Annotated in this window: 19 protein-coding genes and 2 pseudogenes; 19 read left to right on the forward strand and 2 right to left on the reverse strand. The window is 64.5% G+C overall.

The annotated features are described in order from the left end of the window. Positions 1–38: 38 nt before the first annotated feature. Positions 39–416, reverse strand: coding sequence for a hypothetical protein (locus FJY88_01990; GenBank protein ID MBM3286111.1), 378 nt, complete (start codon positions 414–416; stop codon positions 39–41). 759 nt (positions 417–1,175) lie between these two features. Between FJY88_01990 and FJY88_01995 the strand changes: the two genes are divergently transcribed. Then, the gene (locus FJY88_01995; protein MBM3286112.1) at positions 1,176–3,692 is read left to right on the forward strand and encodes a hypothetical protein; all 2,517 of its coding nucleotides are present in this window, start codon (positions 1,176–1,178) and stop codon (positions 3,690–3,692) included. Between the two features lie 232 nt (positions 3,693–3,924). Here the strand turns inward: FJY88_01995 and FJY88_02000 are convergent, their stop codons facing one another. Next, a complete protein-coding gene (locus tag FJY88_02000; protein MBM3286113.1) occupies positions 3,925–5,955 on the reverse strand; it encodes a hypothetical protein in 2,031 nt (676 codons plus the stop codon). Between the two features lie 392 nt (positions 5,956–6,347). On the opposite strand from FJY88_02000, the gene nifJ reads away from it, so the two are divergent. From nifJ to FJY88_02090, 18 genes and pseudogenes are all read left to right on the forward strand, one after another. Next, entirely contained in the window at positions 6,348–9,947 is a 3,600-nt protein-coding gene (gene nifJ / locus FJY88_02005; protein MBM3286114.1) for a pyruvate:ferredoxin (flavodoxin) oxidoreductase, read from the forward strand. 11 nt (positions 9,948–9,958) lie between these two features. Further along, the gene (locus tag FJY88_02010) at positions 9,959–10,957 is read left to right on the forward strand and encodes a dihydroorotate dehydrogenase-like protein (GenBank protein MBM3286115.1); all 999 of its coding nucleotides are present in this window, start codon (positions 9,959–9,961) and stop codon (positions 10,955–10,957) included. Further along, a pseudogene (locus FJY88_02015) lies at positions 10,939–11,809 on the forward strand (integron integrase). The gene FJY88_02010 and the pseudogene FJY88_02015 overlap by 19 nt, the downstream one beginning before the upstream one ends. 882 nt (positions 11,810–12,691) lie before the next feature. Next, on the forward strand, positions 12,692–13,405 hold the full coding sequence (locus tag FJY88_02020) for a hypothetical protein (GenBank protein ID MBM3286116.1): 714 nt from the start codon (positions 12,692–12,694) through the stop codon (positions 13,403–13,405). A 196-nt stretch (positions 13,406–13,601) separates the two neighbouring features. Then, positions 13,602–14,126 carry an ORF6N domain-containing protein gene (locus FJY88_02025; protein MBM3286117.1) on the forward strand — a complete coding sequence of 175 codons (525 nt, stop codon included), beginning with the start codon at positions 13,602–13,604 and terminating at the stop codon, positions 14,124–14,126. Between the two features lie 176 nt (positions 14,127–14,302). Then, positions 14,303–14,591, forward strand: a pseudogene (locus FJY88_02030) (BrnT family toxin). After that, on the forward strand, positions 14,588–14,806 hold the full coding sequence (locus tag FJY88_02035) for a BrnA antitoxin family protein (protein ID MBM3286118.1): 219 nt from the start codon (positions 14,588–14,590) through the stop codon (positions 14,804–14,806). The pseudogene FJY88_02030 and the gene FJY88_02035 overlap by 4 nt, the downstream one beginning before the upstream one ends. 791 nt (positions 14,807–15,597) lie before the next feature. Next, positions 15,598–16,113 (forward strand): GNAT family N-acetyltransferase, encoded by a 516-nt coding sequence (locus FJY88_02040; protein ID MBM3286119.1) that lies wholly within the window; start codon positions 15,598–15,600, stop codon positions 16,111–16,113. A gap of 217 nt (positions 16,114–16,330) precedes the next feature. Then, a complete protein-coding gene (locus FJY88_02045; GenBank protein MBM3286120.1) occupies positions 16,331–16,528 on the forward strand; it encodes a hypothetical protein in 198 nt (65 codons plus the stop codon). 398 nt (positions 16,529–16,926) lie between these two features. Further along, complete coding sequence (locus FJY88_02050) at positions 16,927–17,394, forward strand: GNAT family N-acetyltransferase (GenBank protein ID MBM3286121.1); 468 nt, start codon at positions 16,927–16,929, stop codon at positions 17,392–17,394. 62 nt (positions 17,395–17,456) lie between these two features. Beyond that, positions 17,457–18,074 (forward strand): GrpB family protein, encoded by a 618-nt coding sequence (locus FJY88_02055; GenBank protein MBM3286122.1) that lies wholly within the window; start codon positions 17,457–17,459, stop codon positions 18,072–18,074. Between the two features lie 83 nt (positions 18,075–18,157). Continuing rightward, on the forward strand, positions 18,158–18,529 hold the full coding sequence (locus FJY88_02060) for a hypothetical protein (protein ID MBM3286123.1): 372 nt from the start codon (positions 18,158–18,160) through the stop codon (positions 18,527–18,529). Between the two features lie 73 nt (positions 18,530–18,602). Further along, positions 18,603–19,106, forward strand: a complete 504-nt coding sequence (locus FJY88_02065; protein ID MBM3286124.1) for a hypothetical protein — start codon at positions 18,603–18,605, stop codon at positions 19,104–19,106. 238 nt (positions 19,107–19,344) lie between these two features. Beyond that, positions 19,345–19,872: a hypothetical protein gene (locus FJY88_02070; GenBank protein ID MBM3286125.1), complete on the forward strand. Its 528-nt coding sequence runs from the start codon at positions 19,345–19,347 to the stop codon at positions 19,870–19,872. 27 nt (positions 19,873–19,899) lie between these two features. Then, on the forward strand, positions 19,900–20,631 hold the full coding sequence (locus FJY88_02075; GenBank protein MBM3286126.1) for a class I SAM-dependent methyltransferase: 732 nt from the start codon (positions 19,900–19,902) through the stop codon (positions 20,629–20,631). 160 nt (positions 20,632–20,791) lie between these two features. Then, positions 20,792–21,145: a hypothetical protein gene (locus FJY88_02080; protein MBM3286127.1), complete on the forward strand. Its 354-nt coding sequence runs from the start codon at positions 20,792–20,794 to the stop codon at positions 21,143–21,145. Positions 21,146–21,273: 128 nt separating this feature from the next. After that, the gene (locus FJY88_02085) at positions 21,274–21,987 is read left to right on the forward strand and encodes an alpha/beta hydrolase (GenBank protein MBM3286128.1); all 714 of its coding nucleotides are present in this window, start codon (positions 21,274–21,276) and stop codon (positions 21,985–21,987) included. A 123-nt stretch (positions 21,988–22,110) separates the two neighbouring features. After that, positions 22,111–23,217: an aminopeptidase P family protein gene (locus tag FJY88_02090; GenBank protein MBM3286129.1), complete on the forward strand. Its 1,107-nt coding sequence runs from the start codon at positions 22,111–22,113 to the stop codon at positions 23,215–23,217. Positions 23,218–23,223: the final 6 nt, after the last annotated feature.

The following is a 23,223-nucleotide window of genomic DNA, read 5'->3' on the forward strand; positions in this document are numbered from 1 at the left end:
TGGATCTTCCCGGACTGGACCCAGTCCCAGGGGGAGGATCAGGAGACGCCGCGGCCGGGCGGGCTCGCCGACGTGTCGGCGGAGGCCGTAGTCGCGGGGGGCTCGGGTATCCAGTAGACCTCGAAGTTGCGGACCAGATCCAGTTGCCCGCGATTGCGGAGCGAGTCGCTCAAACAGGTGTTCTCGCCAAGGGTGACCGGGATGGTGATCCAATCCCCAGGGTAGTCCATCCCCTTGACCGCCTTGCCGCCGAAAGCTCCCCCGCAGTGCCCGACAACGATGGGAACGCCCCCCAGATCGCCCCATGCGGTGCAGTCCTCGGCTTCGATTCTGAACTCCGCGGTCGCCTGGTGCGGCAGGGCGAGCCCGAGGAGCGCGGCGAGCGCGATGGATGATAGGACCAATCCCTTGCCCATGACCCCTCCTGCGGGGGATTCTAACACCGCGCGGGAGGCGGCGCCATGGCAAGTCTCTTCCCTGCGATACGTCTCTTCCTCCTGACGAAGAACTCACGACGCCGCCCTTTCGATGCGGGCACGGATGCCGGAGGCGATCCCCGCGCCGGGCGGCGTCTCTTTGACGCCGACTTCCCGCGCGGATAAGATCCCCGGCAGGGCGGATGATGAGACACCCATGAGTGAGTCCTCTCCGGCGGCGGCTGTTCGCGGAGCGACTCGATCGGTCGCCTCCTTCGATCCCTGGATCCTCGGGATCCTGGTCGCGGGCCTCCTGATTCGACTGCCCTTCCTGCCGCACATCTACTACGAGCCGGACATCAGCTACTGGAAGAGCTGGCTCGCCTACTCGACGGCGAACGGAATCCACCAGGTCTACGCTCTCGAGCTGCCCGGCCAGACCTATCCGCCGCTGCTGCTCTATGTCCTCTGGCTCCTCGGGTCGCTCTATCTGCGATTGTGGCGGCCGGAGGACAGTCCGCTCCTGACCGCTATTGTCAAGATCCCCGCAGTCGTGGGGGATCTCGTCGTGGCCCTCCTGCTCTGTGTCTTCGCGCGTCATCTGTGGGCGCATCTTTCACCCGCGCGCCCTCTCGCCGCGGGAGGCCGCTTCTCGCCGCGGGTCGCGGCCGCCATCCTCGCCTTTCATCCGACGCTGATCTGGAACTCTTCCCTTTGGGGCCAGTTCGATGTCGTGATCGGCGGGATCGCCTGCGTCGCATGGTTCCTTCTGCTGTCAGGCTCCACCTGGCGGGCGGGCGCGCTTCTCGCTGCGGGAGTCCTGACGAAACCTCAGGGGCTGATCATTCTCCCAGCCGCGGCCGCGCTTCTCGCCGCGCGATCGGGAGCGATGGGGATCGTGAAGGCGATCCTCGCGGGGGCGAGCGTGTGCGCGATCGTCACGCTCCCCTTCGTGGTCAGCGGCCATGCCGGCAAGCTGGCGGGGATCTACGCCGGAGCGGGCGGGGTCTACCCGTACTTGAGCGTCAACGCCTACAACCCGTGGTGGATCTACATCGCGGCATTCGGCGGCGGGCGATCCTGCCTCGAGTTCCGGGACGACGCGCCGATCGCCGGATTCGTTGGCGCGCACCATGTGGGCCTCGTCCTCTTCATGGCCGCGACGGCGTGGATCGTCTGGCGGTCCTGGCTGCTCGGCCGCGGCGACGCGACGGGCTTCTCGTCGAGAGCCTGGCGGCTGCTCACACTGCAGTGGCTCGCCTTCTTCCTCCTGCCCACGCAGATCCACGAGCGCTATCTCTTCCCCGCCTTGATCAGCATGGCCCCGGTCGTTCTGCTGGAGCGGCGCTGGAGATGGGTCTATGGCCTGCTGTCCCTCGGGGTGCTTCTGAACTTGATGCTGATCGCTCCCGCCACACGAACCATTTTCGCGATCAGCCAGACTCTCTCCGGCCGCGGCATCCTGGCCGCGCTGGCCTTCACAGCGATCGCGGCCGCCCTGGCCCTCGCGGAGATCAGGGATGGAAGGAGCGCGGCAGGGAGCGCGAGGATTCGTCCGCGGCCATCCAGCGACGGCCCGCGGGGCTCCACCGCCCGCTCGGAGCCTTCCACTGCCCCCGCGCGGGGCTCCGCCGGCGACCCGCCGGTGGAGGGCGAGCGATGAGGAGGTTCGTCCTTCCCATCGGTCTCATCCTCCTGGCGCTCGTTCTCAGGCTGCCTGGACTGGATCGATGGCCGCCTCCCCTTCATCAGGACGAGGCGAGCAACATCGTCGACGCCTGGAGCCTTCTCGACGACGGGATGGACAGGGCCGGGCGCGTCTGGCCGGTCTTCCTGCAAGGGTTCGGAGAAGGGGACAACCGCACATCCCTCTACGCGATCCTCTCGATCCCCGGGATCGCCCTCTTCGGCCCCGGAGCGGTCGCGTCGCGCCTCCCCGCTGCGCTTTGCGGCGCGTGGACAGTCCTGGCGGTCTTCCTGTTCGTGCGGAGGATCAGAGGAACCCCGGCCGGAGCCTGCGCGGCAGTCCTGCTGGCCCTGAATCCCTGGCATCTCTATCTCTCGCGATTCGGGCATGAGGCGAGTCTCACTCCCTGCTTCCTCGTCACCGCGCTCTGGCTGATCGCCGAGGACGATTCGGCGCGGCATCCGCTGACGAAGCGCTCGTGCTTTCGCTGGGCCCTGGCGGGACTCGTGCTTGCGGCGGGGCTCTACAGCTATTCCTCGTTCCGGCTCTTTCTGCCCCTGCTCGCTGCCGGGACGCTGATCGCGCGGGCCGGTCCGCGAATCGGAAGGAGAGGGCTGATCATGGCGGCCGTCATCGCTCTGGGCGCGTTGCCGCTTCTGGTCGCTAGCCTCGCCCAACCGCTCCGGCTCTTCGCGAGGGTCTCGGTGGTCTCCGTTCTGGGGAACGTGGAACCGCTCGGAGCCGCGCTGCTGCTGATCGCCAAGCAGTACCTGGCGCACTTCTCGCCGGTCTTCCTCTTCATGCGAGGGGACGGCAATCCGCTCCAATCGCCCCCGGGTGGAGAACTCCTTTGGGCGGAGCTGCCCTGCATCGCCTTCGGTCTCGCGATCCTGTTGCGCAGGCGCGATCGGTGGGATCGCCTCCTGCTCGTCTGGCTGCTCCTATATCCCGCAGCCTCCGCCCCGGCGCTCGGCGACATGCCGGAGTATGTCCCTCACTCGCTGCGAGCCGCCGTCGGGCTGCCCGTCTTTCAGATCCTGGGAGGAATAGGGCTCGCGGCAGGCGTCGGAAGGATCGCGGGGTCGAAGCGGGCGGCGGCGCGCGGGATTGTCCCGCTCTATGGGACCGGTCTGCTCGCGAACTTCGTCCTTGTCGCGGTGGCCTTCACCGGCGGCTATGCCAGATCGGTCGCCCCGCGCTACCACGCGCTCCATCCCGCCGCGATGACATACCTCGCGGAGAACAGGAACCTCTACGACGCCGCCTTGACAAGCTGCTCCGACAACACGCAGGCCTACATCTACGCGATCCTCCACGGCCCAATCACGCCACGCGACTACCGGCTCGGCGGCAAGGAGATCGACGAGTCGTTCGCCTTCCATCTCGTGCGCCGCGTGGAGAACTTCTACTTCATCCATGACGCCGAGGATGTCCGGCGTTTCAACGCATCCGTCAGGGGACGGGTCTGGGTGCTCGCGCCCGTCATCGAGACGAGCGGCGGGCGGGTGGTGAAGACCTTCACCTATCCGGATGGGAGCCCGGGTCTCGAGATCCGCGAGTTCGTGATCACAGGGCAGCAGGGAAGGTAGACCGCTTTGACTGCAACTGAGACGCTCGCCTGGCGCATCCGCTCCGCCCGGTGTCGCGCCGCGGCCCGCTTCGCTCGCTGAGTGACAGGGCGCGAGCTGCGCGGGCCAGCAGCGCTCCACCGGGAGTGTGAGGGGACCCCGACCGGTTCCCGAAGCCCCGCGCCGCGAACGCGAACCTAGCGGGGCGGAGGGAACCGCCGGGGTCCGTCCTCTTCGTGGCCCGCTTCGTTCGCTACCTGATGTAGTACTCCGCGCGGCGGCGGATCTCCTCCGCCCTGGCCGAGGCTTCCTGCCTCAGCCGAGCGGCCAGCTCGCGATCGCCGGCGGCAGAGGCGAGCCCGGCCTTGCACTGCATCGTGTTGATGGCGATTCCCTGGCCCTCGCGCGGCGTGACCCCGAGGGACGGCATGCCAAGGATGCGATCGCACTCCCTCCTGGCCCGCGCCTGGAGAGAATCGCCCAGCGGCCTCGGCGTGGTGATGGCGATGAAGGTCATCTCCATCACGCCGGTCGTCGTGGGCCGCGCGCGAATGGAAGCGACCGCATGGTCGAAGGCCTCCTGGACCTCGCGCGCGGTGAGAGGTCCCTTCGTCTTCAGGGCGACGGCCGCGCTCACCTCGCGGATCGCCTCCTCCGGATAGACCGGGGATTCGATCTCCGAGGCCTTCTCTGCCCTGGCGAGAACGACGCACTTCTCATCGGCGTAGAGGGAGATCCACCCCTCGAGCTCCGGCAGGTAGTAGGCGATCGTCCCTTCGCGGCGATCGAGGAGGCAGTAGTCGATCTTGTAGTGGTCGAGGAACGCGCGAACGGCTCTCTCGTCCTTCGAGGCCGCCGCGTCCTCGAAGAGGGAGAGATTCCTGGAGACCGCGGCGGGGTAGGCCGCCTGCGCCCTTCCGTCCATGTAGATCCGGTAGCGCGCTTCGCCATTCTCGAACGGAATGCGATAGAGGAGATGGCCGCCCCAGGTCCAGTGGGTCAGGACGCGGCCGCGCGCCCCTCCGCTCACGAGGAAGTCACACGCTTCCTTCGGCTGCTCATCGGCGCGGACCAGCCTGGCCGCCCATCCGACCGATGCCGGCCAGAGGAAGTTCGGCAGGAACAGGCGCGGGATCATGTCGATCCCCGCGGCAGCGGCCGCGGCGAGCGCGCCCGACAGGACGAGCCAGGCGGGGGGATTCCTCCGCGGAAGCATGCCCTGCAACAGAGCGGCTGCGAGAGGCAGCACGCTCACCGCGAAGAGAGGGATGAAGCGCCTGCTTGTGAGCGACAGCGCCAGAGCGGCCGCCGCGATCGCGGCCACCGTCAGGAGAGGGATGACAGGGCCCGGCGCGCGCCCCCCCGGTGTCCGACTCCCGGGCGCACGGCGCGCCGTCCGGAGGCTCCCGCGCCCGCGGATCAGGGCACCGGCCACGATCACGGCGGACGCGGCGACGAGGATCCAGAAGGCGATCAGTCCCGCCGATCGAGGCTCGGTCCCTCCGAAGGGGGGGCGCCACTCAATGACCGTGCGCCAGTGCGCGGCGTCGGGTCCGGCCGTGACGAGATAGGGATGCTTCAGGTTCGTGAGCCCGTAGGGCGAGACGATCGCGGCAAGGAGCCCAAGGGCGGGCAAGAGGAACGGAGATGCCCAATACGCGCCGGGGCGCCTCCGAACGAGGCGCTCGATGGCCGCGACTCCTGCGGCGGCGGCCATCGCGACGACGCCGAATAGGAAGCCGCCGTGCAGGTTCGACCATAGGACGAGGAGCGCGACGGCGGGCCAGTACTTGCGCGCGGATCGATCGTGCAATCCAGCGAGCCACCGGATGAGCACCGCCGCCAGCAGGATCGTGTGCATGTTGGGTCGGATGTCGAAGAACGACTTCCCGATCAGGGCCATGGCGACGGCGGAGAGCGTGGAGAGGGCCATCGAGGCCCCCAGCCGGCGCGCCGTCGAGGCGGCGAGCCCGACGATGGCCATGCAGACGAGGATCTTCCAGATCCCGAGCCCCGTGAGCCCCGTCGCGCGGTGGAGCAGGGTGAAGAGGACGTGGCTCAGCCAGTTCTGGTTCACCCACATTCCCGGCGGAGAGTTGAAGGAGAACGGATCGATGCTGGTGACGCCATGCGAGAGGACATAGCGGCCGCAGCCGAGGGCGACCCAGAGGTCTCCCGAGCTTGTGCAGCGGGATGCGGACCAGATCCCGCCCACGAGAATCAGGAACAGGGAAGCCCACACGGCAAGCCGGTCTTCTCCGCCTTTGTCCATGCTCCGGTCCACTCGATCCCTCCGAGAGGAAGGAACCCGATCCGGGCCGTCGGGTCAAGCGCGCCGTCCCGGCCCGCTCCGCGCAGCCGCTTCGCGCGGCTTGACCCCGGCCCCTTCGTTACCTACCCTTACGGAAGTCAGTGCTCGTCGATGAGCCGGCTTCCGCGCAACCCGGCGCGGGTGGTGGTGGTGGCGGTCGGCGTGAACGGGAGCGCAGCCGACGGCGCCGGCGTGATGGGTCCGGGTGGAACAAGGGTTGTGGTCGACGACGGGAGTCGGGCCCGAGGGCCCGCTTCCAGAGATCTCGTTGCCGCGCATGCGGCCCCCTCTTCCTGATTCGTCTCCGCGAGGCGCCGGCCACCTCCCCGGGTGATGTCGTTCCGAAGTCGTCAAGGAGGCACTCCATGCCCAGCAGGCGTTCGCTCACGGTGGATGGGAACGAGGCGGTCGCGTCGGTCGCCCACAGGATCAACGAGGTCATCGCCATCTACCCGATCACTCCTTCTTCGCCCATGGGAGAGCTGTCCGACGAGTGGTCCGCGCACCGGAGGACCAACGTCTGGGGCACGGTTCCCGATGTCATGGAGATGCAATCGGAGGCGGGCGCGGCGGGGGCGGTGCACGGCGCCCTCCAGGCCGGCGCCCTGACGACCACATTCACCTCGGCGCAGGGGCTGCTCCTCATGATCCCGAATATGTACAAGATCGGGGGGGAGCTGACCGGATTCGCGATGCACGTCGCGGCCCGCACTCTCGCCACGCACGCGCTCTCGATCTTCGGGGATCACTCGGATGTCATGGCGTGCCGCCAGACAGGATTCGCCCTTCTCGCGTCGGGCTCGATCCAGGAGATCCACGACTTCGCCTGCATCGCGCAGGCGGCGAGCCTGAGGTCGCGGATTCCCTTCCTACACTTCTTCGATGGGTTCCGCTCCTCGCACGAGCTGTCGAAGATCGAGGAGCTCTCCGACGACGACCTTCGCGCCATGATCACCGATGATCTCGTGAAGAGCCACAGGGAGCGGGCGCTGACGCCCGATCGGCCCGTCATCCGGGGGACCGCCCAGAATCCCGACTCGTTCTTCCAGACGCGGGAGGCCTGCACCCCCTTCTTCAATGCCTGTCCCGGGTTCGTCCAGGCGGAGATGGACAGGTTCGCGAAGCTGACGGGGCGCTCCTACCGCCTCTTCGACTACGTCGGGCACCCCGACGCGGAGCGAGTGGTCATCCTCATGGCCTCTGGAGCGGAGACCGCCCACGAGACGGTCGATTGGATGCTCGCAAAGGGAGAGAAGGTCGGAATCGTCAAGGTCCGTCTCTACCGCCCCTTCGACATCAAGGCCTTCCTCGCGGCCCTGCCCAAGTCCGCGCGGGCGATCGCGGTCCTCGATCGGACCAAGGAGCCGGGCGCCATCGGCGACCCGCTTCACCTGGACGTCCTGGCCGCCCTGCGCGAGGCGCGCGACGGGGCCTGCACGCCGTTCGCGAAGGATCCGATCGTCGTCGGCGGGCGCTACGGACTCTCTTCGAAGGAGTTCACGCCGTCGATGGTGAAGGCGGTCTTCGACGAGCTTGCGAAGGAGAAGCCCAAGAACCACTTCACGGTCGGTATCGTCGATGACCTGTCCCACTCGTCAATCCCGTTCGATCCGGATTTCGACATCGAGAGGGACGCGGTCGTGCGGGCCGTCTTCTTTGGACTGGGCGCCGACGGAACGGTCGGCGCAAACAAGAACTCGATCAAGATCATCGGCGAGGAGACGCTCAACTTTGCCCAGGGATACTTCGTCTACGACTCGAAGAAGGCGGGCGCGGTCACGGTCTCGCACCTGAGGTTCGGCCCGCAGCCGATCCGCTCGACCTATCTCATCAAGCGCGCCAACTTCGTCGCCTGCCATCAGGCGATCTTCCTCGATCGCTACGAGATGCTCGACTACGCGGCGCCGGGAGCGGTGTTCCTGCTGAACGCCCCGTTCGGTCCGGACGAGGTCTGGGAGCAGCTCCCGCGCGAGACGCAAGAACTCATGATCGCGAAAAAGATCAAGTTCTACGTCATCGACGCGTACAAGGTCGCCAGGGAGACGGGCATGGGGAACAGGATCAACAGCGTCATGCAGACCTGCTTCTTCGCGATCTCGGGCGTGTTACCACGGGAAGAGGCGATCGCGAGGATCAAGGAGGCGATCGAGAAGACCTACGGCAAGAGGGGCATGGAAGTGGTCCGCCGCAACTTCGAGGCGGTCGACAGCACGCTCCAGAATCTGCACGAAGTCCACTACCCGAGCATGGCGACGGCGACGAGGACGCGGCCGCCTATCATGCCGCCCGAGGCGCCCGACTTCGTGAAGAATGTGAGCGCGGTTCTCTTCGCGAACAAGGGCGATGGCCTTCCCGTCAGCGTTTTCCCCGCGGATGGGACCTGGCCGACCGGGACGACCCAGTGGGAGAAGCGGAACCTCGCGCTCGACATCCCCGTCTGGGACCCGGCGATCTGCATCCAGTGCAACAAGTGCGCGCTCATCTGCCCGCACGCGGCCATACGCCCGAAGGTGTACGAGCCCGGCCTTCTGGCAAAGGCCCCCGCGGCCTTCAAGTCGACCGACTACCGAGGCGCCGAGTTCAAGGGGATGAAGTACACGATCCAGGTCGCTCCGGAGGACTGCACCGGGTGCACGCTCTGTGCGGTAGTCTGTCCCGCGAAGGACAAGGCCAACCCTCGGCACAAGGCGCTCGACATGGCGCCACAGATGCCGCTCCGCGTCCAGGAGCGGGGGAACTACGCCTTCTTCCTCGACCTGCCCGACATCGATCGGACGAAGGTCAAGGTCGACCACAAAGGATCGCAGTTCTTCCAGCCGCTCTTCGAGTACTCGGGGGCGTGCGCCGGCTGCGGCGAGACCCCCTACGTGAAGCTGCTGACGCAGCTCTTCGGAGACCGGGCGCTGATCGCCAACGCGACGGGCTGCTCCTCGATCTACGGGGGGAACCTTCCGACGACTCCCTACACCGTCAACAGGGATGGACGGGGACCGGCATGGGCGAACTCGCTCTTCGAGGACAACGGAGAGTTCGGCTTCGGCTTCCGCCTGGCCATCGACATGCACAACAAGCAGGCGCGCGAGATGGTGCAGGCGCTGGCGGGTCGGATCGGGGACACCCTGGTGAAGGGGATCCTTGAAGCCGACCAGAGCACCGAGGGGGGAATCGCGGAGCAACGCGAGAGGGTCGCCGCTCTGCGCCAGGCCCTGGCCAAGATCCAGGATCCGCAAGCGCGGCGGCTCGAGCTTCTGGCCGACTACCTCGTGAAGAAGAGCGTCTGGGCCGTCGGCGGGGATGGATGGGCTTACGACATCGGCTACGGCGGGCTCGATCACGTCTTCGCGATGAACCGCGATGTCAACATCCTGGTCCTCGACACGGAAGTCTACTCGAACACGGGCGGCCAGCAGTCGAAGGCGACCCCGCTGGGCGCCGCCGCGAAGTTCGCCGTCGCAGGGCGGTCGCTCCCCAAGAAAGACCTGGGGATGATGGCGATGTCCTACAACAGCGTCTACGTAGCCAGGGTGGCGATCGGAGCGAAGGACACGCAGACCGTCCAGGCGTTCCGCGATGCGGATGCCTATCCGGGGACGTCGCTCATCATCGCCTACTCCCCCTGCATCGCTCACGGCTACGACCTTTCCTTCGGACCGGAGCAGCAGAAGCTCGCCGTCGATTCGGGACTCTGGCCGCTCTACCGATTCGACCCGCGGCGCATCGAGGAGGGGAAGCCTCCCTTCGTCCTCGACTCGGGGCCGCCCAAGGCCAAGATCAAGAGCTTCGTGGAGAAGGAAACGCGCTTCAGGATGGTGGAGAAGCTCGATCCCAAGCGCTTCGCCCGTCTGATGGAGATGGCTCAGATGGAGGCGGCGCGCCACTTCGCACTCTACCAGCAGCTCGCCGGAATCAGCTATCCGGTGGGAGACGGCACAGACACGCCGGACAACGCCAGGCCACAGGAGTAGGAGGAAGGCGAATGGACCTCTCGACGAAGTACCTTGGACTGGACCTTGCGCACCCATTGATGCCCGGAGCCGCCCCGTTCGTGGCCGACCTCGACACTGTGCGGGAGCTGGAGGACGCCGGCGCGTCGGCCATCGTGATGAACTCGCTCTTCGAGGAGCAGATTGTGGCCGAGCAACTCGCTCAGCATCGGGCGGTCGACGCGCACGCCGAGTCGTTCGCCGAGGCGGCATCCTATTTTCCCAAGCCGATGGAGTACAGCCTGGGTCCGGAGGAGTACCTTGGGCAGCTCCGGAAGATCAAGGAGAGTGTCAAGGTTCCCGTCATTGCCTCTCTCAATGGAACGACGAAGGGCGGATGGCTCGACTATGCGCGCCTGATGCAAGAGGCGGGAGCGGACGCGCTCGAGTTGAACATCTACTACCTTGCGACCGATCCGAGCGAGACGAGCAGCCAGGTGGAGGATCGGGAGGTCGACATCGTCCGCGAGCTGAAAAAGAGCATACGGGTGCCGATCGCTGTCAAGCTCTCCCCCTTCTACTCGTCCCTGCCGAACTTCGCATCTAGAGTGGTCGGCGCGGGGGCCGATGGCCTGGTTCTCTTCAACCGGTTCTATCAGCCCGATATCAATGTGGAGGAGCTGGAGGTCGAGCGATCCCTCAACCTCTCCGACTCGAACGAGCTTCTAGTCCGGCTGCGGTGGCTCGCCATTCTCTCGGGAAACGTGAACGCCTCTCTCGCTGTGACCGGGGGAGTGCACACGACCTCGGACGCGATCAAGGCGATCATGACGGGGGCGGACGCGGTGCAGCTCGTGTCGTCCCTCTTCCTGAAGGGCATGGGGCATCTGAAGACGATGCGCGAGGGGCTGGAGAGGTGGCTCGAGGAGCACGAGTACGAGTCCCTGAGCCAGATGCGTGGGAGCATGAACCTCCTGCGCTGCCCCGATCCTGAGTCGTACGAGCGGGCGAACTACATGCACATACTGCAGTCCTGGAGGGCCGGGGACTAGGGCCCTTCGATCTCCCGCAACCAGGCAAGCGGTCTGGCTCGCCGCTTGCTCGGTGCGATCTCCGGCCACCTAACGCGGCGGAGGGCAGAACCAAGCTTCTCGATCAGGTGCGTCCTGCCGCCCGGACCCGGCACTACAGCCGCTCAACAGAGAAGGCTTACGTCGCCTGGACCAGACGGTACGTCCTCTTCCATCAGAAGCGCCACGCAGAACCAGGCCCTCGCCGCCCTTCTGTTCCTCTATGGGGATGTCCTGCACAAGGAACTCGACCGAATGGACGGAATCGTGCGCGCCAACAGGCCGGCCAGGCGGCCGGTCGCGCTGGCGAGGGAGGAGGTGGGAGCGCTTCTTGGAGAGTTGCACGGAATCAGCTGGATCATGGCCTCGTTGCTCTACTGATCCGGCCTGCGTCTGATGGAGTGTCTGCGCCTTCGCGTCAAGGACATCGATTTCAGACGGAATCAGATCACCGTGAGGGTCGGAAAGGGGGCCAAGGATCGGGTGACGATCTTGCCCTCGCGCGTGAAGGGCCCCCTTGCCGCACATCTTGGCAGGATCGAGGAACAGCACAGGGAGGATCTGGAGAAGGGCGGGGGCCGTCGCTACCACATCCACCCCTCCGTTCTGCAGCGGGCGGTGAAGGAGGCTGCCCGCAAGGCGGGGCTCACGCAGCCCGCTACTCCGCACACGCTCCGACATTCATTTGCACCCGCTTTCTTGGAAGGGGGTTACGACATCCGCACGATCCAGGAACTCCTCGGCCACCAGGACGTGGCGACCACGATGATCTACACGCACGTCCTCAACCGCGGAGGAAGAGGGGTGTTGAGTCCGCTGGACTCGGGCGTATGATGAGTGCGCCCTGGAGATGTGCCGGCGTGGCATTGAACGCCAGGGGACCGGCCAGATCTCGACCCGACCCGCCCCGGCCGGTTACCAGGCGACAGGCGGGAGATCGCCGTGATCCTTGCAGCGGCCATCCGACTATCTCGCACCATTCCGCGGCATATCCTCGTGCAGACGCGGCGGCATGGCGCCGTTCTGGTTATGCGGGTGCGAGTTGGAGGACGGGTCCCCCGGCCAGTCCTTCGCTACCTCGCACTCCCCCGCAGCCGATGAGGGCGATCCGATGAAGAGAATCGGCGTTAGGCGTAAGAAGGGCCAAGGAGGAGTGAGACTTCTATCTAAAGCTGGAGCCACGCTGTTCCTGCTTCTTGGTTTGACTGGGCTCAACCAGGGATGGCACTTCGAGGGATGGTTTACAGGAGGCCAGGTTGTTCCACCCTCGGAGTCGACTGGGCACGGTTAGGTCTTCGCGGTTTTTCTGGGTGGCGGATACTGTAGTGATTCCCTGTACGTCGACGGACAAAGTTGGGATCTCGTCGGGATTGGCCAAAGGGCCGAGATTCGCTTAGGCGTGGAGGGCGAGAACGGGCCACTTCTCGGGAGTATCACGGGGGGGTAGCGACTTGTCGCACGATCGGCGCTATTTCTTCGTGGGGAATGTGCCTTTTGACACCACGTATTGCGAGGAGATCAAAGATGGTGAGGTCTACGTTCTCATCTGTACAGATGCGTATCCGGAAGGTGAGCTTCGCGCTCAGCTCATTCTTGTCGGTTCGCCGTCGGTATCGGTCACGTGGGGACATGTCCGTCACATCTATAGATGAGTGGAAGCGCCTAACATTGGAGCAGCCGGCGGTCCCGTCCCGCTCTTGGCAAAGATGCTCCCGGATGACACGACGGGCCCGGGTAGGCCAAGAGCGGTCCAGTTCGCTGCTGCTCAACGCGGGCGTTAGATACTCCAGTTCGCGACACCGTTTTCATCACGCCTATTGGGCTGTCATTGTCTTTGTAGGTTTCCAGGTGTCGGGTTGTTTGACTTTCTCCTCTCTTCAGTCTGCACGAATCGTGGAGCGAGGTTTCCCGACGACCACGATTGGACTGGGACGTAACAACTTCCTCGAACACGGTCAGAAGCAACCCGGATGGACGGTCTTGGATCTCAGGTCGAGGCTCGGCGTCAGCAGAAGAAGCGACGCTGCCTTACGCGTCGCGGCCACCAGACGGGACGAGGATGGCTGGGTCGGCTTCATAGTCGGGGGTGACATTCGGGCCTCCATTTGGGCGAACCACCTGGTTGCAACGCTGCCAGCACAGGTTCTTGCGGGCGACTTCGAGTTCAACACCTTCCAGCTTCTCCCCGGTCTGGTAGCGACTGTGCCGATGACGCAGAACGTCGATCTCAATGCGTCGGGCAGCTACTATCTGCTCGCGCATGATTTCTATGCTCCGATGTACTCCTACAGCCTGGGTCTCGGTATCTCGCCAACCGACGGCACATGGCAGCTTCGGCCCGAACTCGCCTGGCTTCAGGCTGGGGATCCTCGGGAGAGCTACAGGCAATTGGGGCTTGCTGTTGAGTTCCGGCGGGGGAAGGCGCGGTGATTGCATCTAACAGCGGGCTGAAGCGGACGGTCGCTGTCGTCACGCCGCTGGCGGTCGCCAACGGCGCGCCAACCCGGCCCTTCGGGCCTGCCGCGCCTGCCGCTTACCCCGGCGTTATGACTTCAGAAGTAGGTCTCAAGGTGATGATGGGGTTGTCGGCGACTACCGCGGCGAGCGGTCAGGAGGCAACATAGACATGTCGGTCTCTCGGGCCATCGTTCCGGCGGGCCCCATCACGCAGAGGATTCTGCTGGTTCGAGGCGAGCGCGTGATCATGGATGCGGACTTGGCTCACGTCTACGGCGTGCCAACCAAGCGGCTCAACGAACAGGTCCGACGAAACGGTGCCCGGTTCCCGGTCGACTTCATGTTCCGGCTGACCGCGGCCGAGAAGGCCGAGGTGGTCGCAAATTGCGGCCACCTCTCTAACCTTCGGTTTTCCAAGGCATTGCCGTTGGCATTCACTGAGCACGGCGCCATCATGGCCGCAAGTGTGCTCAACTCTCCCCGGGCGGTCGAACTCAGCGTATTCGTGGTTCGGGCCTTCGTTGCAATCCGGCGCGCGATTGCCGCCAACAAGACTCTCTCCCTCAAGATCGCTCAGCTCGAGCGGCGTCTGACAGACCATGACGAGCAGATCCTTGTTTTGGTGCGGGCCATCAAGGAGCTGGCGGCTCCGCCTCCTGCGTCGCCGAAGCGAAAGATCGGGTTCAGGCCATGAGGCTGAGTCATAGCCACCGGTTCCACCAGCCAAACGCTGTCGTCACGCCGCTGGTGGTGGCCAACGGCGCGCCAACCCGGCCCTTCGCGCCGGCCGCGCCTGCCGCTTACCCCGGCGTTATGGGTACTGAGCCAGAGCTTGACCTTTGAGGGCATTGTAGGTACGGTGTAGGTACGCTGCCACTTCGGTTCGAGTGGGACGAGGCCAAGGATCTCGCCAGCCAGCGGAAGCACGGTATCGCTTTCGCTCAGGCCGCAACTGTCTTCTACGACGAGCACGGCCTGCTCCTGGCGGATCTGGACCACTCCGGTGGTGAGGATCGCTTCGTCCTGCTCGGGCTGAGCGCGGAGCTGCACACGCGTCGTGTGCCACTGCTACCAGGGCGGTGATGTCATCCGGATCATCTCTGCTCGCAGGGTGACCCGGCGCGAGCGAGCGACCTACAGCAGGAGGTGGGGACTATGAGGAAGGAGTATGGCTTTTCCAAGGCGGTGCGGAATCCGTACGCTGCGCGGCTGAAGCGGCAGGTAACAATCCGTCTGGATGCAGGCACCATTCAGTACTTCAAGCGCCTAGCGGCTGAGACCGGCATCGCGTACCAGACGCTCATTAACCTCTATCTGCGCGAGTGCGCGGCGACTGGGAAGAGGCCTTCGCTCCGGTGGCAGGCGGTGAGTTGAGTGATCCGGCTGTGGCTCGGCAACAACCATCGGATGCACCAGGTTTACTCGGCCAGAGAATCTGGCGCTCTTGCATCTCCTCTCCAGTCCATGTGCGCCAGTGACTCGAAGGCGCATGTTCTCTCCCTTCAGGCAGCGGATACGTTCGGGACCTGTGCGGTGAACGCATACTGGCTCAAGCAGGTTCGCGGGTACGTATCGCTCTGTCCAAGTGATGCCGCCAGCGCTCTCCTCCGCCGTCTCGTCCACTTCTTCCGGCCTTGGCCGAACCGGGCAACAACTGGGCCACTGGCCTTCTGGCTAGCCCCGCTATGGGTTGCGCCGGTGATGGGGTTTGCTCTCCGGTCGTTGTCTGCATACCCACAGGCCCGCGATCCTCTACTTGTGTTGCCCGTTCTACTTGGGCTTTTCGGTTGCCTCCCGTACACTTTCCACATGCGATTCCGCTCTCCCTTCTTCGGCGGCTACTTGGCCGTGATGGCGGCACCTTCCATTCTGATGTTTGGTCACAAGCTCCGACGGGCTCGCCTCACTGTCTGGCCAGCAACTGAACCGCAAAGCCTCGAGTCAGGTAGAAGTCACCCTAACCGACGCTTGCACCCGACTCGCTGGTCCATCACGGCCCTGGCAGAGAAACATGGAGGCCAGGGCCAACACGTCGATAGCGTCATCGGCGAGATCCAGCGCGCGGCCGGAGGCACGCTAGCGAGGACGGGCACCCGCAACAGGGTGGCGAAGCGGCCGCGTCTGCGCCGCATGGCTCATCCCTGGCGTTCGGTAGAGAGAATGGGATGAACATCCGTCGCGCGACACCGGACGATGCGGAGCCTCTTGCCAAGCTACACATCGATTCGTGGCGTGCCGCGTACCGTGGCCTTGTTCCCGATGGCCATCTCGACAGCCTCGACTACAGGCTGCGTGCGCAGCGCTTCCGGGACTCGCTTGCACAGAATGCAGAGGAAAGCTATCTTGCGGAACAGAACGGAGAGATCCTTGGGTTTGTTACACTCGGTGCCTGTCGCGATGCCGATGTAGACCAGGATACGAGCGGTGAGATCTGGGGCATCTATCTTGCCCCAGGGCATTGGCGGAAGGGGATAGGCACTTCCCTCTGTCGTTATGCGGAACGCCTGCTGAGGACGCGTGGGTATCGGTCTGCACTGCTCTGGGCATTTGCCGAGAACCCGCAGGCAAGGCGGTTCTACGAAGCAATGGGGTTCAAGGCGGATGGCGCGACACGGACACTCAATCCCGGTGCGGCCCTGAAAGCCGTTCGCTATCGGAGAGAACTGGGAAAGCCCAAATAGCGCCTTGCGGCCGACAACGACGAGGCCGCGGCTGAAGGCTGACATTCATGGGAGCAGGGGCAGTGCAAGGATACATGCGGGAGGATTAGAACTGCCGGGAGGCGCAGACGGCAACAGGGGAGCCGGCGCAGAGGTGAGCGCCTGCCGCGGCCAGTACATGTGTCAGATACGGTCACCGTCAGGCACGTGTGGATACGCAGGATGATCGGAGGTGGGTATGAAGAGGTTCTTTGAGTCGGGTGGCGCCTTCATGCTGGTTGCCCTGCTTTGCATCGCGGCAGGTCTCATTTCCGGTAGCCGGGGTGCGGGAGCTGCGGGAGCGCTCCTCCTGATCATGGCGATAGCCATGAGAGCGAGGAGTAGCAAGAAGCGGCTAGCCACACCTGAGTCTGAGAGGAAGAACGACGCTACTTAGGATGCAGTTGAGCTGTTTGCAGGCAGCCCTTGCGTTTCCTCCAAAGCCCATTCCGAGGCATCGGTGGGCTCTTGGAGCAGTCCTGGTTGGCGACGGAGTCGGCACTGTGAGGATGACTTGACACGAAAGCAGAGCGATATCGTCCGAGCTGGCTACGACAGGCTATCCGAAGCCTACCGGCCTGATGCGACTCCTGACGAGTACGGGGAGGCTGCAGGATGTTGGCTTGCGTGTGCACTGGAAGAGGTTCGTACCGGAGGGAAACAGCGGCCACACGCTCGTGCTCGCGCAGAAGCCACCAGTGTGCCAACCGGGTATCTGAGCAGGCGGCTGTGTGCGAGCGCTTCACGGTAGTTGACCAGCGGGTGGTGCAGGTGGCCGGGAGCGAGGGGTGAAAGATGCCGGCGCACTGTGCAATACGCCGCGCCACTGAAACCGACCTTCCTGCCTGCGAGCGCATTCTGCGTGCTTTGCCTGAGTGGTTTGGCATTGAGGCAGCGATCGTCAACTACGTTGCCGAGATTCCCGTGATGGAGACCTACGTTGCTGAGTGCGCCGGCATGAATGTGGGCTTCATCACGCTCAAGGCGACCTCGGCGGCCGCCATCGAGATTCATATCATGGCGATTGCCCAGGATCATCACCGTCGGGGGATTGGGCGGGCTCTCGTGGAGCATTCCGAGCGAATCGTTCGCGCCCGGCAGATTCCGTTTCTCCATGTGAAGACCCTGGGACCCTCAAGAACTTGGGAGCCTTACGAGCGGACCCGGGCATTCTATGGAGCCATGGGTTTCAGACCCCTCGAAGAGAACACCCTTTGGGGTGAAGCGAACCCTTGTCTGATGCTCGTCAAGTACATAGGCTGAGAATCAGACGAGACCGTCCGACGCCGAAGTGCACTGCTGAGGAGAGGCTCGAGAGCTGGGTGATGAAGCGCAAGGCGACCTGGAAGCCTCCGCCACCGATACAGCCTGTCACTGAGGAGTATCTCGGCTCTGTCACAATCGGCGAGCGCGAGCCTCTGAACGACCAGATCCGGCTGCTTCCATACGATCCCAACTGGCCATCGCTGTTCTCCATGGCTGCTGAGCGAGTCGCTGCCGCTCTTTCCGAGAGCGCACTTCTGATCGAGCACGTCGGATCGACTGCCGTCCCGGGTCTCTCGGCCAAGCCCATCGTGGACATGATTCTCGCTGTTGCGGACTCACGTGACGAGGCGTCCTACATGCCTCCACTCGAAGCTCAGGGGTTCGTGCTCCGCGTACGCGAGCCCGATTGGCATGAACACCGTCTCTTGGTCCTCGAGTCGGAAGCGGTGGGTTGGCACCTCCACGTGTTCTCCGCCGGGTGTGAGGAGATCGCCCGCATGGTTGCGTTCCGGGATCGGTTGCGCACGGATGATGGCGACCGGTCACTATACGCGGAAACCAAGAAGAGACTCGCGACTCGCACCTGGGTGCACGTTCAGAACTACGCCGATGCGAAGTCTGACATCATTCGCCAGATCCTGGAACGCGCTCACAAGGATGCCGCGCAACGCCGGTAGATAGGAGTCGGTCGTATTCACGACGCTGTAGTCCGCCGCTGAACCAGAGCACTTGGCCGGACAGGGCGCATGAGGTGGATTGAATGAGGAGCGACGAGTTTCGCGATCTTCTCAGCGAACTGGCGGAGGCATGGCGGGACAAGCGGTATGTCGACGCCGTCAAGCTGTTCACGCCTGACGTGCGGTACATTGATCCGATTCGCTATTCGCTGAGCGGTAGCGAAGCGCTACTAGCCTTCTTTCAGAGCGACGAGGGCTACCCTCAAGTCACGACCTGGCACCACATCTTGTTCGACGAAGCCGCGCAGATAGGCGCGGCCGAGTACTCGTTTCGCGGTACGCACCTCTATCATGGCGTGGTCTTGGTCACCCTTGAGCGTGACCGGATCGCGTGTTGGCGGGAGTACCAGCACGTCTCAGATCGGGATTGGGGCTTGTTCTTCCGGGGCGCCTAGGAGTAGCCGTTGGCCACGGCAGGCGTTCGGCGGCTTCGATGGGGCCAGCCGGCGCTGTTTGAGGAGGCATGACATGATGAAGAGGATCGTCCTTCTGGTCGGCTTGCTGTGCATGGTGCTTGCCATGGGGTGTCCCTACTCATCCAAGGCGCCGTTGGCAGATCCGAGCGGCAAGGTGCTCGACGATCGGCTCATCGGGGAATGGGCCGTCGTTGATGTTGACGGTGACTCGATGCGAATTACTCTGCTCCCCTTCAACGAAGGGGAGTACTATGCCGAGCTGCGTGAGAACGGAGGGAATCCATCGCGGTACCGGGTTTTCGGCTTCGGCATCGGGAGCGCGCGACTTCTGCACGTCAACGAGATCTCGGAAGGCAGGGAGCCCCCGGAGTACTCATTCGCGCGATACACGTTTTCGGGGAACTCCGAGCTGGAAGTGACATTCGTTGGCGACAAGGTCGTTCCCGAGGCCCTGGCGACGGATCCGCAAGCCCTCCTGTCGTTTCTCGAGAAGCATCTGGAGGATTCAGCGCTTGACGATGAAGAGACTAGGCTGGTCATGCGTCGAGTCGAGTAGAGGATGGAGATGGCGGCGTTCGGCCACCAGGAGGGGAGCTGAGACATGTCGCCAGGACTGGCTGCCGCTGATCGCAAGCGCGGGCGCCAGCCGCGACTGACATGCGTTCGTACGGAGATCCGGATGGATGGAGACTCAGATGACGAATCGTAGCCTGTGCGTCAGGAGCGGAGAGGCCGGGATTGCCTGTGGCATATGCTATCTATCGGCCATCTTGATCCCGTGGCCAGATAACCAGGTGGGAACATCCATCGGACTCGTCATCGTCAGCGCCTTTCCGATCCTCGGCATCGTGTTCGGTTACGGCATCTATTGCGCGCTGGCGGCGGAACACGACGGCGTCGCGAACCGACTGGCGTTCGTCTTCGCGGTTGCGGCATTCGCCACGCTCTTGAGCATGCTCATGGCCCAGATGGCGGTTAGCGCCGGAGCTCGCGAGATGACGAAGGGTCTCGATGACGAGACGGGTAAGGCCCTGCGCCGGGCGCTGCGACTGATCGACTTGGGTCTCGATGTCGCATGGGACTTCCTGATGGCCACCGCGATGATCTTCTGGGGTGTTGCCATGCGTGGCCGAAGAGCCTTTGGGCCTTGGTGGGGCATCCCCATGGTTGTCTTGGGCGTCGCCTTGATGGGGCTGAACGCCGCGACGTTCCCCTGGCCTCCCGGCAGCCATGGCTCATTCGACCTTGGGCCGCTGGCTGCGGTGTTCCTTATGGCCCTCGCGGTCCGCCTCATCTTCCTTGGGAGGCGGACCGCCGCTTGAGTCTGCCTTGGATTGGGGAGTGACGCCGTGATCATTCGCTCTAAACGTGATGCCTTCGGGCATGCCCTCATGGACCATCTCCGAGGCGAGCCGGTTCCCATCGTGGTAGAGAGAGACGATGGCTACGTCGACGTCGACGACACGCGGTGCTACTTCGCCCCCTACAAGAGCTGGCCTATCCACCAGCGACGGGCCTTGCGGTATGCAAGGGGGCGGGTCCTCGATGTCGGGTGTGGCGCCGGGCGTCACGCGCTGCACCTCCAGGGGCGGGGCCTCAGCGTCATGGGCATCGATAGCTCTCCTCTGGCCGTCAGCGTCTGTCGTAAGAGGGGGCTTAGGCAAGTCCGCGCTCTGGCCGCGGAGGAAGTCCCGCGTTTCCGCCAACCGTTCGATACGATCCTGATGCTGGGCAACAACCTCGGCCTCTTCGGCAACCGCGCCAAGGGAAGGCGCCTCCTCGCGCGCTTCTCACACATCACGACTGACGGGGCGCGAATCATAGCGGAGACGCTGGATCCCTACCGTGCCGGGAATCCCGTTCACATCAAGTACCATCAACTGAATCGTCAGAGAGGACGGATGCCGGGGCAGATCAGGATCCGACTGCGGTACCAGCTCTACATAGGCGCATGGTTTGACTACCTGTTCGTGTCCCGAGAGGAACTGGACGCCATTGTCGAGGGCACCCGCTGGCACGTGGTTCAGATCCTGGATTCCCAGGATTCGCGCTATGTTGCTGTTCTGGAGAAGAGCAGCTGACAGGCGGCAGGGAAGAGCATGATCACGACGGCTCGGACGAGAGCCTGTAAGTGGGGGCACAGCATGAGAGGGCGCAATGTCGACTTAGGTGACCATCCAGCGCGCAGCCGTGGCAGACGCCTGCAGCGTTGCCCGGCATCGGGCGGCGATGTTTCTCGAGATGGGGGCTATGATCTCGTCGGCCATCCCTGCGTTCCTGGTGGCGTCGGAGGCTTACCTCAGGGAGGCGATCGCTGGAGACGAGTATCTGGGATGGCTCGGGTTCCCGGTGGAGACGCCCGATCATGCTGTCGCCGGGGCAGGGGTTCAGCTTCGGCGGGGGCTGCCCTTCCCACGGTGCCATCCAGACGGACACTGTGACATAGCGGAAGGGCGTGAGGCGATTGTGCTCAATGTCTACACCGAGCCCGCCTTCCGACGCCGGGGCCTCGCGCGTCGCCTCGCGACGAACGAGATGCGTTACGCGGAGGAGCTCGCTGGCTGGCGCTTCCCCAGGGACGCGGGCAGCGGGTGACCGCAGGCGTTGAGCAGCGCAATCGCGACTCGCCAGGCAGGGGTAAAGGCGTGGAGAATCATCGAACCTACGGCTCACCGCCGTACACCGTCGCTGTGGTCCATGGCGGTCCAGGCGCCGCGGGTGAGATGGCCCCAGTCGCGCGCGAGCTGGCCCGCGAGCGGGGCGTCGTGGAGCCGCTCCAAGCGGCCACCTCCTTGGAAGGGCAGGTGGAGGAGTTGCGCGCGACCGTGGAGTCCTTCGCGGCGCCACGGGTTGTGATGCTCGGATACTCGTGGGGGGCCTGGCTGAGCTACATCTTCGCGGCGCGGTACCCCGCACTCATCCGTAAACTGCTCCTCGTCGCGAGCGGTCCCTTCGACGAGCGCTATGTGACGCAGCTCCGTGAGACCCGACTGAGTAGGCTAACCGACGAGGACCGCGCCGAGTGGGGTGCCATCAACGCCGCCCTAGGCACCCCCGCCGCCACGGACGCAGATACCCTTCTGGCGCGCCTTGGCGCCTTGGCCTTCATGACCGACACCTATGATCCGCTTGTGACCGGAGATGAAGCTGCGGAGGCGACCAGCCCATCCGGCGCGGTCTTCCAGGGAGTGTGGCCAACGGCCGCGGCGTGGCGCCGAGACGGCACCCTGCTGGCGCTCGGCGCGCACATCCAGTGCCCCGTCGTGGCCTTCCATGGCGATTACGATCCGCATCCGGCGGAAGGCGTCCGGGAGCCTCTGTCCGCGTTGTTGAGGGACTTCCGTTTCGTGCTGCTGCGACACTGTGGGCATACTCCCTGGCGCGAGCGACAGGCGCGTGATGCCTTTTTCCATGCCGTGAGGCGAGAACTGGAGTGAGCGCCGGCGCCCCCGTCCTGGAGGTGCTGTATCATCGTCCCATGCGTGGCGCGGGTCGGCCAGTCGGAGTGGCGCCACTCATCAGTGTATGCCGAGGGCAACCGGTCGTGGAGGACATCTGAAATGAGCCATGCGCGAATTGAAGGACTGTCCGCTTCCTTGCGGGGCTCGGACCTGGATGCCGTGATCCTGAATCCCGGTCCGACATTGACCTATCTGACCGGGCTTCGCTTCCACTTGATGGAAAGGCCGGTTGTTCTGTTCCTTGTTCCCGGAAGGGACCCTGTGATCGTGCTGCCCGAACTGGAACTGCCGAAGCTCGATCACTTGGCCTTCAGGATGCAGGCAATGGCCTTCGGCGAGACGCCAAAGGCATGGGGGGATGCCTTCCGCAAGGCAGTGCAGATGCTGGGACTGGATGGGAAGCGCATAGGCGTGGAGCCGCGCCAACTGCGCCTGCTGGAGTTCGGTTACGTCAAGGCCGGCGCGCCCGAGGCGGAGTTCCCGGACGCAAGCCGCGTTCTTTCAGCGTCGAGATTGAAGAAGGATCAATCCGAGGTCGAGTTGATGCGCCGTGCCGTGCGCATCGCGCAGAACGCGCTCGAGGCCGCCATCCCGTTGATCAAGATCGGCATGACCGAGCGCGATCTGGCTTCCGAACTGGTAATGCAATTGCTGAAGAACGGCTCCGACCCGGAGTTCCCCTTTGCGCCCATCGTGTCCTCCGGGCCCCACTCCGCCGACCCGCACGCTTCTCCCACCGACCGCAAACTGGCGGTGGGCGACATATTGCTGGTGGACTGGGGCGCGGCATATGGCGGCTACATGTCGGACCTGACCCGCACCTTTGCCATCGGAGAAGTGAGCGCCGAGTTTCAGAAGATCCACAGGATCGTGCAGGAGGCCAACGCCGCGGGACGCGCCGCGGGAAGGCCGGGCATTCCCTGCGCAGAAGTGGACAAGGCCGCGCGCGGCGTGATCGCGTCATCGGGATACGGGGAGTTCTTCACGCACCGCACCGGCCATGGCATCGGCATGGAGGCGCACGAGGAACCATACATGCACGGCGACAACCTGCAGCTGCTTGAACCCGGCATGGTCTACACCGTGGAGCCGGGCATCTACCTGACGGGCAAGAACGGTGTACGCATAGAAGATGACGTCGTAGTCACTGCGAGCGGCGCCGAATGCCTGAGCGACATGCCGCGCGAGATCCGCATGGTTGGATAGCGGCCT

This window comes from Candidatus Eisenbacteria bacterium (assembly GCA_016867495.1).
GTDB lineage: Bacteria > Eisenbacteria > RBG-16-71-46 > CAIMUX01 > VGJL01 > VGJL01.

Coding starts and splice junctions, on each gene's coding strand:
- FJY88_02040 (MBM3286119.1), top strand. CDS start 15,598: ATGAACATCCGTCGCGCGACACCGGACGATGCGGAGCCTCTTGCCAAG.
- FJY88_02025 (MBM3286117.1), top strand. CDS start 13,602: ATGTCGGTCTCTCGGGCCATCGTTCCGGCGGGCCCCATCACGCAGAGG.
- FJY88_02060 (MBM3286123.1), top strand. CDS start 18,158: ATGAGGAGCGACGAGTTTCGCGATCTTCTCAGCGAACTGGCGGAGGCA.
- FJY88_02020 (MBM3286116.1), top strand. CDS start 12,692: ATGACACGACGGGCCCGGGTAGGCCAAGAGCGGTCCAGTTCGCTGCTG.
- FJY88_02080 (MBM3286127.1), top strand. CDS start 20,792: ATGGGGGCTATGATCTCGTCGGCCATCCCTGCGTTCCTGGTGGCGTCG.
- nifJ (MBM3286114.1), top strand. CDS start 6,348: ATGCCCAGCAGGCGTTCGCTCACGGTGGATGGGAACGAGGCGGTCGCG.
- FJY88_02065 (MBM3286124.1), top strand. CDS start 18,603: ATGATGAAGAGGATCGTCCTTCTGGTCGGCTTGCTGTGCATGGTGCTT.
- FJY88_02010 (MBM3286115.1), top strand. CDS start 9,959: ATGGACCTCTCGACGAAGTACCTTGGACTGGACCTTGCGCACCCATTG.
- FJY88_02055 (MBM3286122.1), top strand. CDS start 17,457: ATGAAGCGCAAGGCGACCTGGAAGCCTCCGCCACCGATACAGCCTGTC.
- FJY88_01995 (MBM3286112.1), top strand. CDS start 1,176: ATGGTTCCTTCTGCTGTCAGGCTCCACCTGGCGGGCGGGCGCGCTTCT.
- FJY88_01990 (MBM3286111.1), bottom strand. CDS start 416: ATGGGCAAGGGATTGGTCCTATCATCCATCGCGCTCGCCGCGCTCCTC.
- FJY88_02090 (MBM3286129.1), top strand. CDS start 22,111: ATGAGCCATGCGCGAATTGAAGGACTGTCCGCTTCCTTGCGGGGCTCG.
- FJY88_02085 (MBM3286128.1), top strand. CDS start 21,274: ATGGCCCCAGTCGCGCGCGAGCTGGCCCGCGAGCGGGGCGTCGTGGAG.
- FJY88_02045 (MBM3286120.1), top strand. CDS start 16,331: ATGAAGAGGTTCTTTGAGTCGGGTGGCGCCTTCATGCTGGTTGCCCTG.
- FJY88_02050 (MBM3286121.1), top strand. CDS start 16,927: ATGCCGGCGCACTGTGCAATACGCCGCGCCACTGAAACCGACCTTCCT.
- FJY88_02035 (MBM3286118.1), top strand. CDS start 14,588: ATGAGGAAGGAGTATGGCTTTTCCAAGGCGGTGCGGAATCCGTACGCT.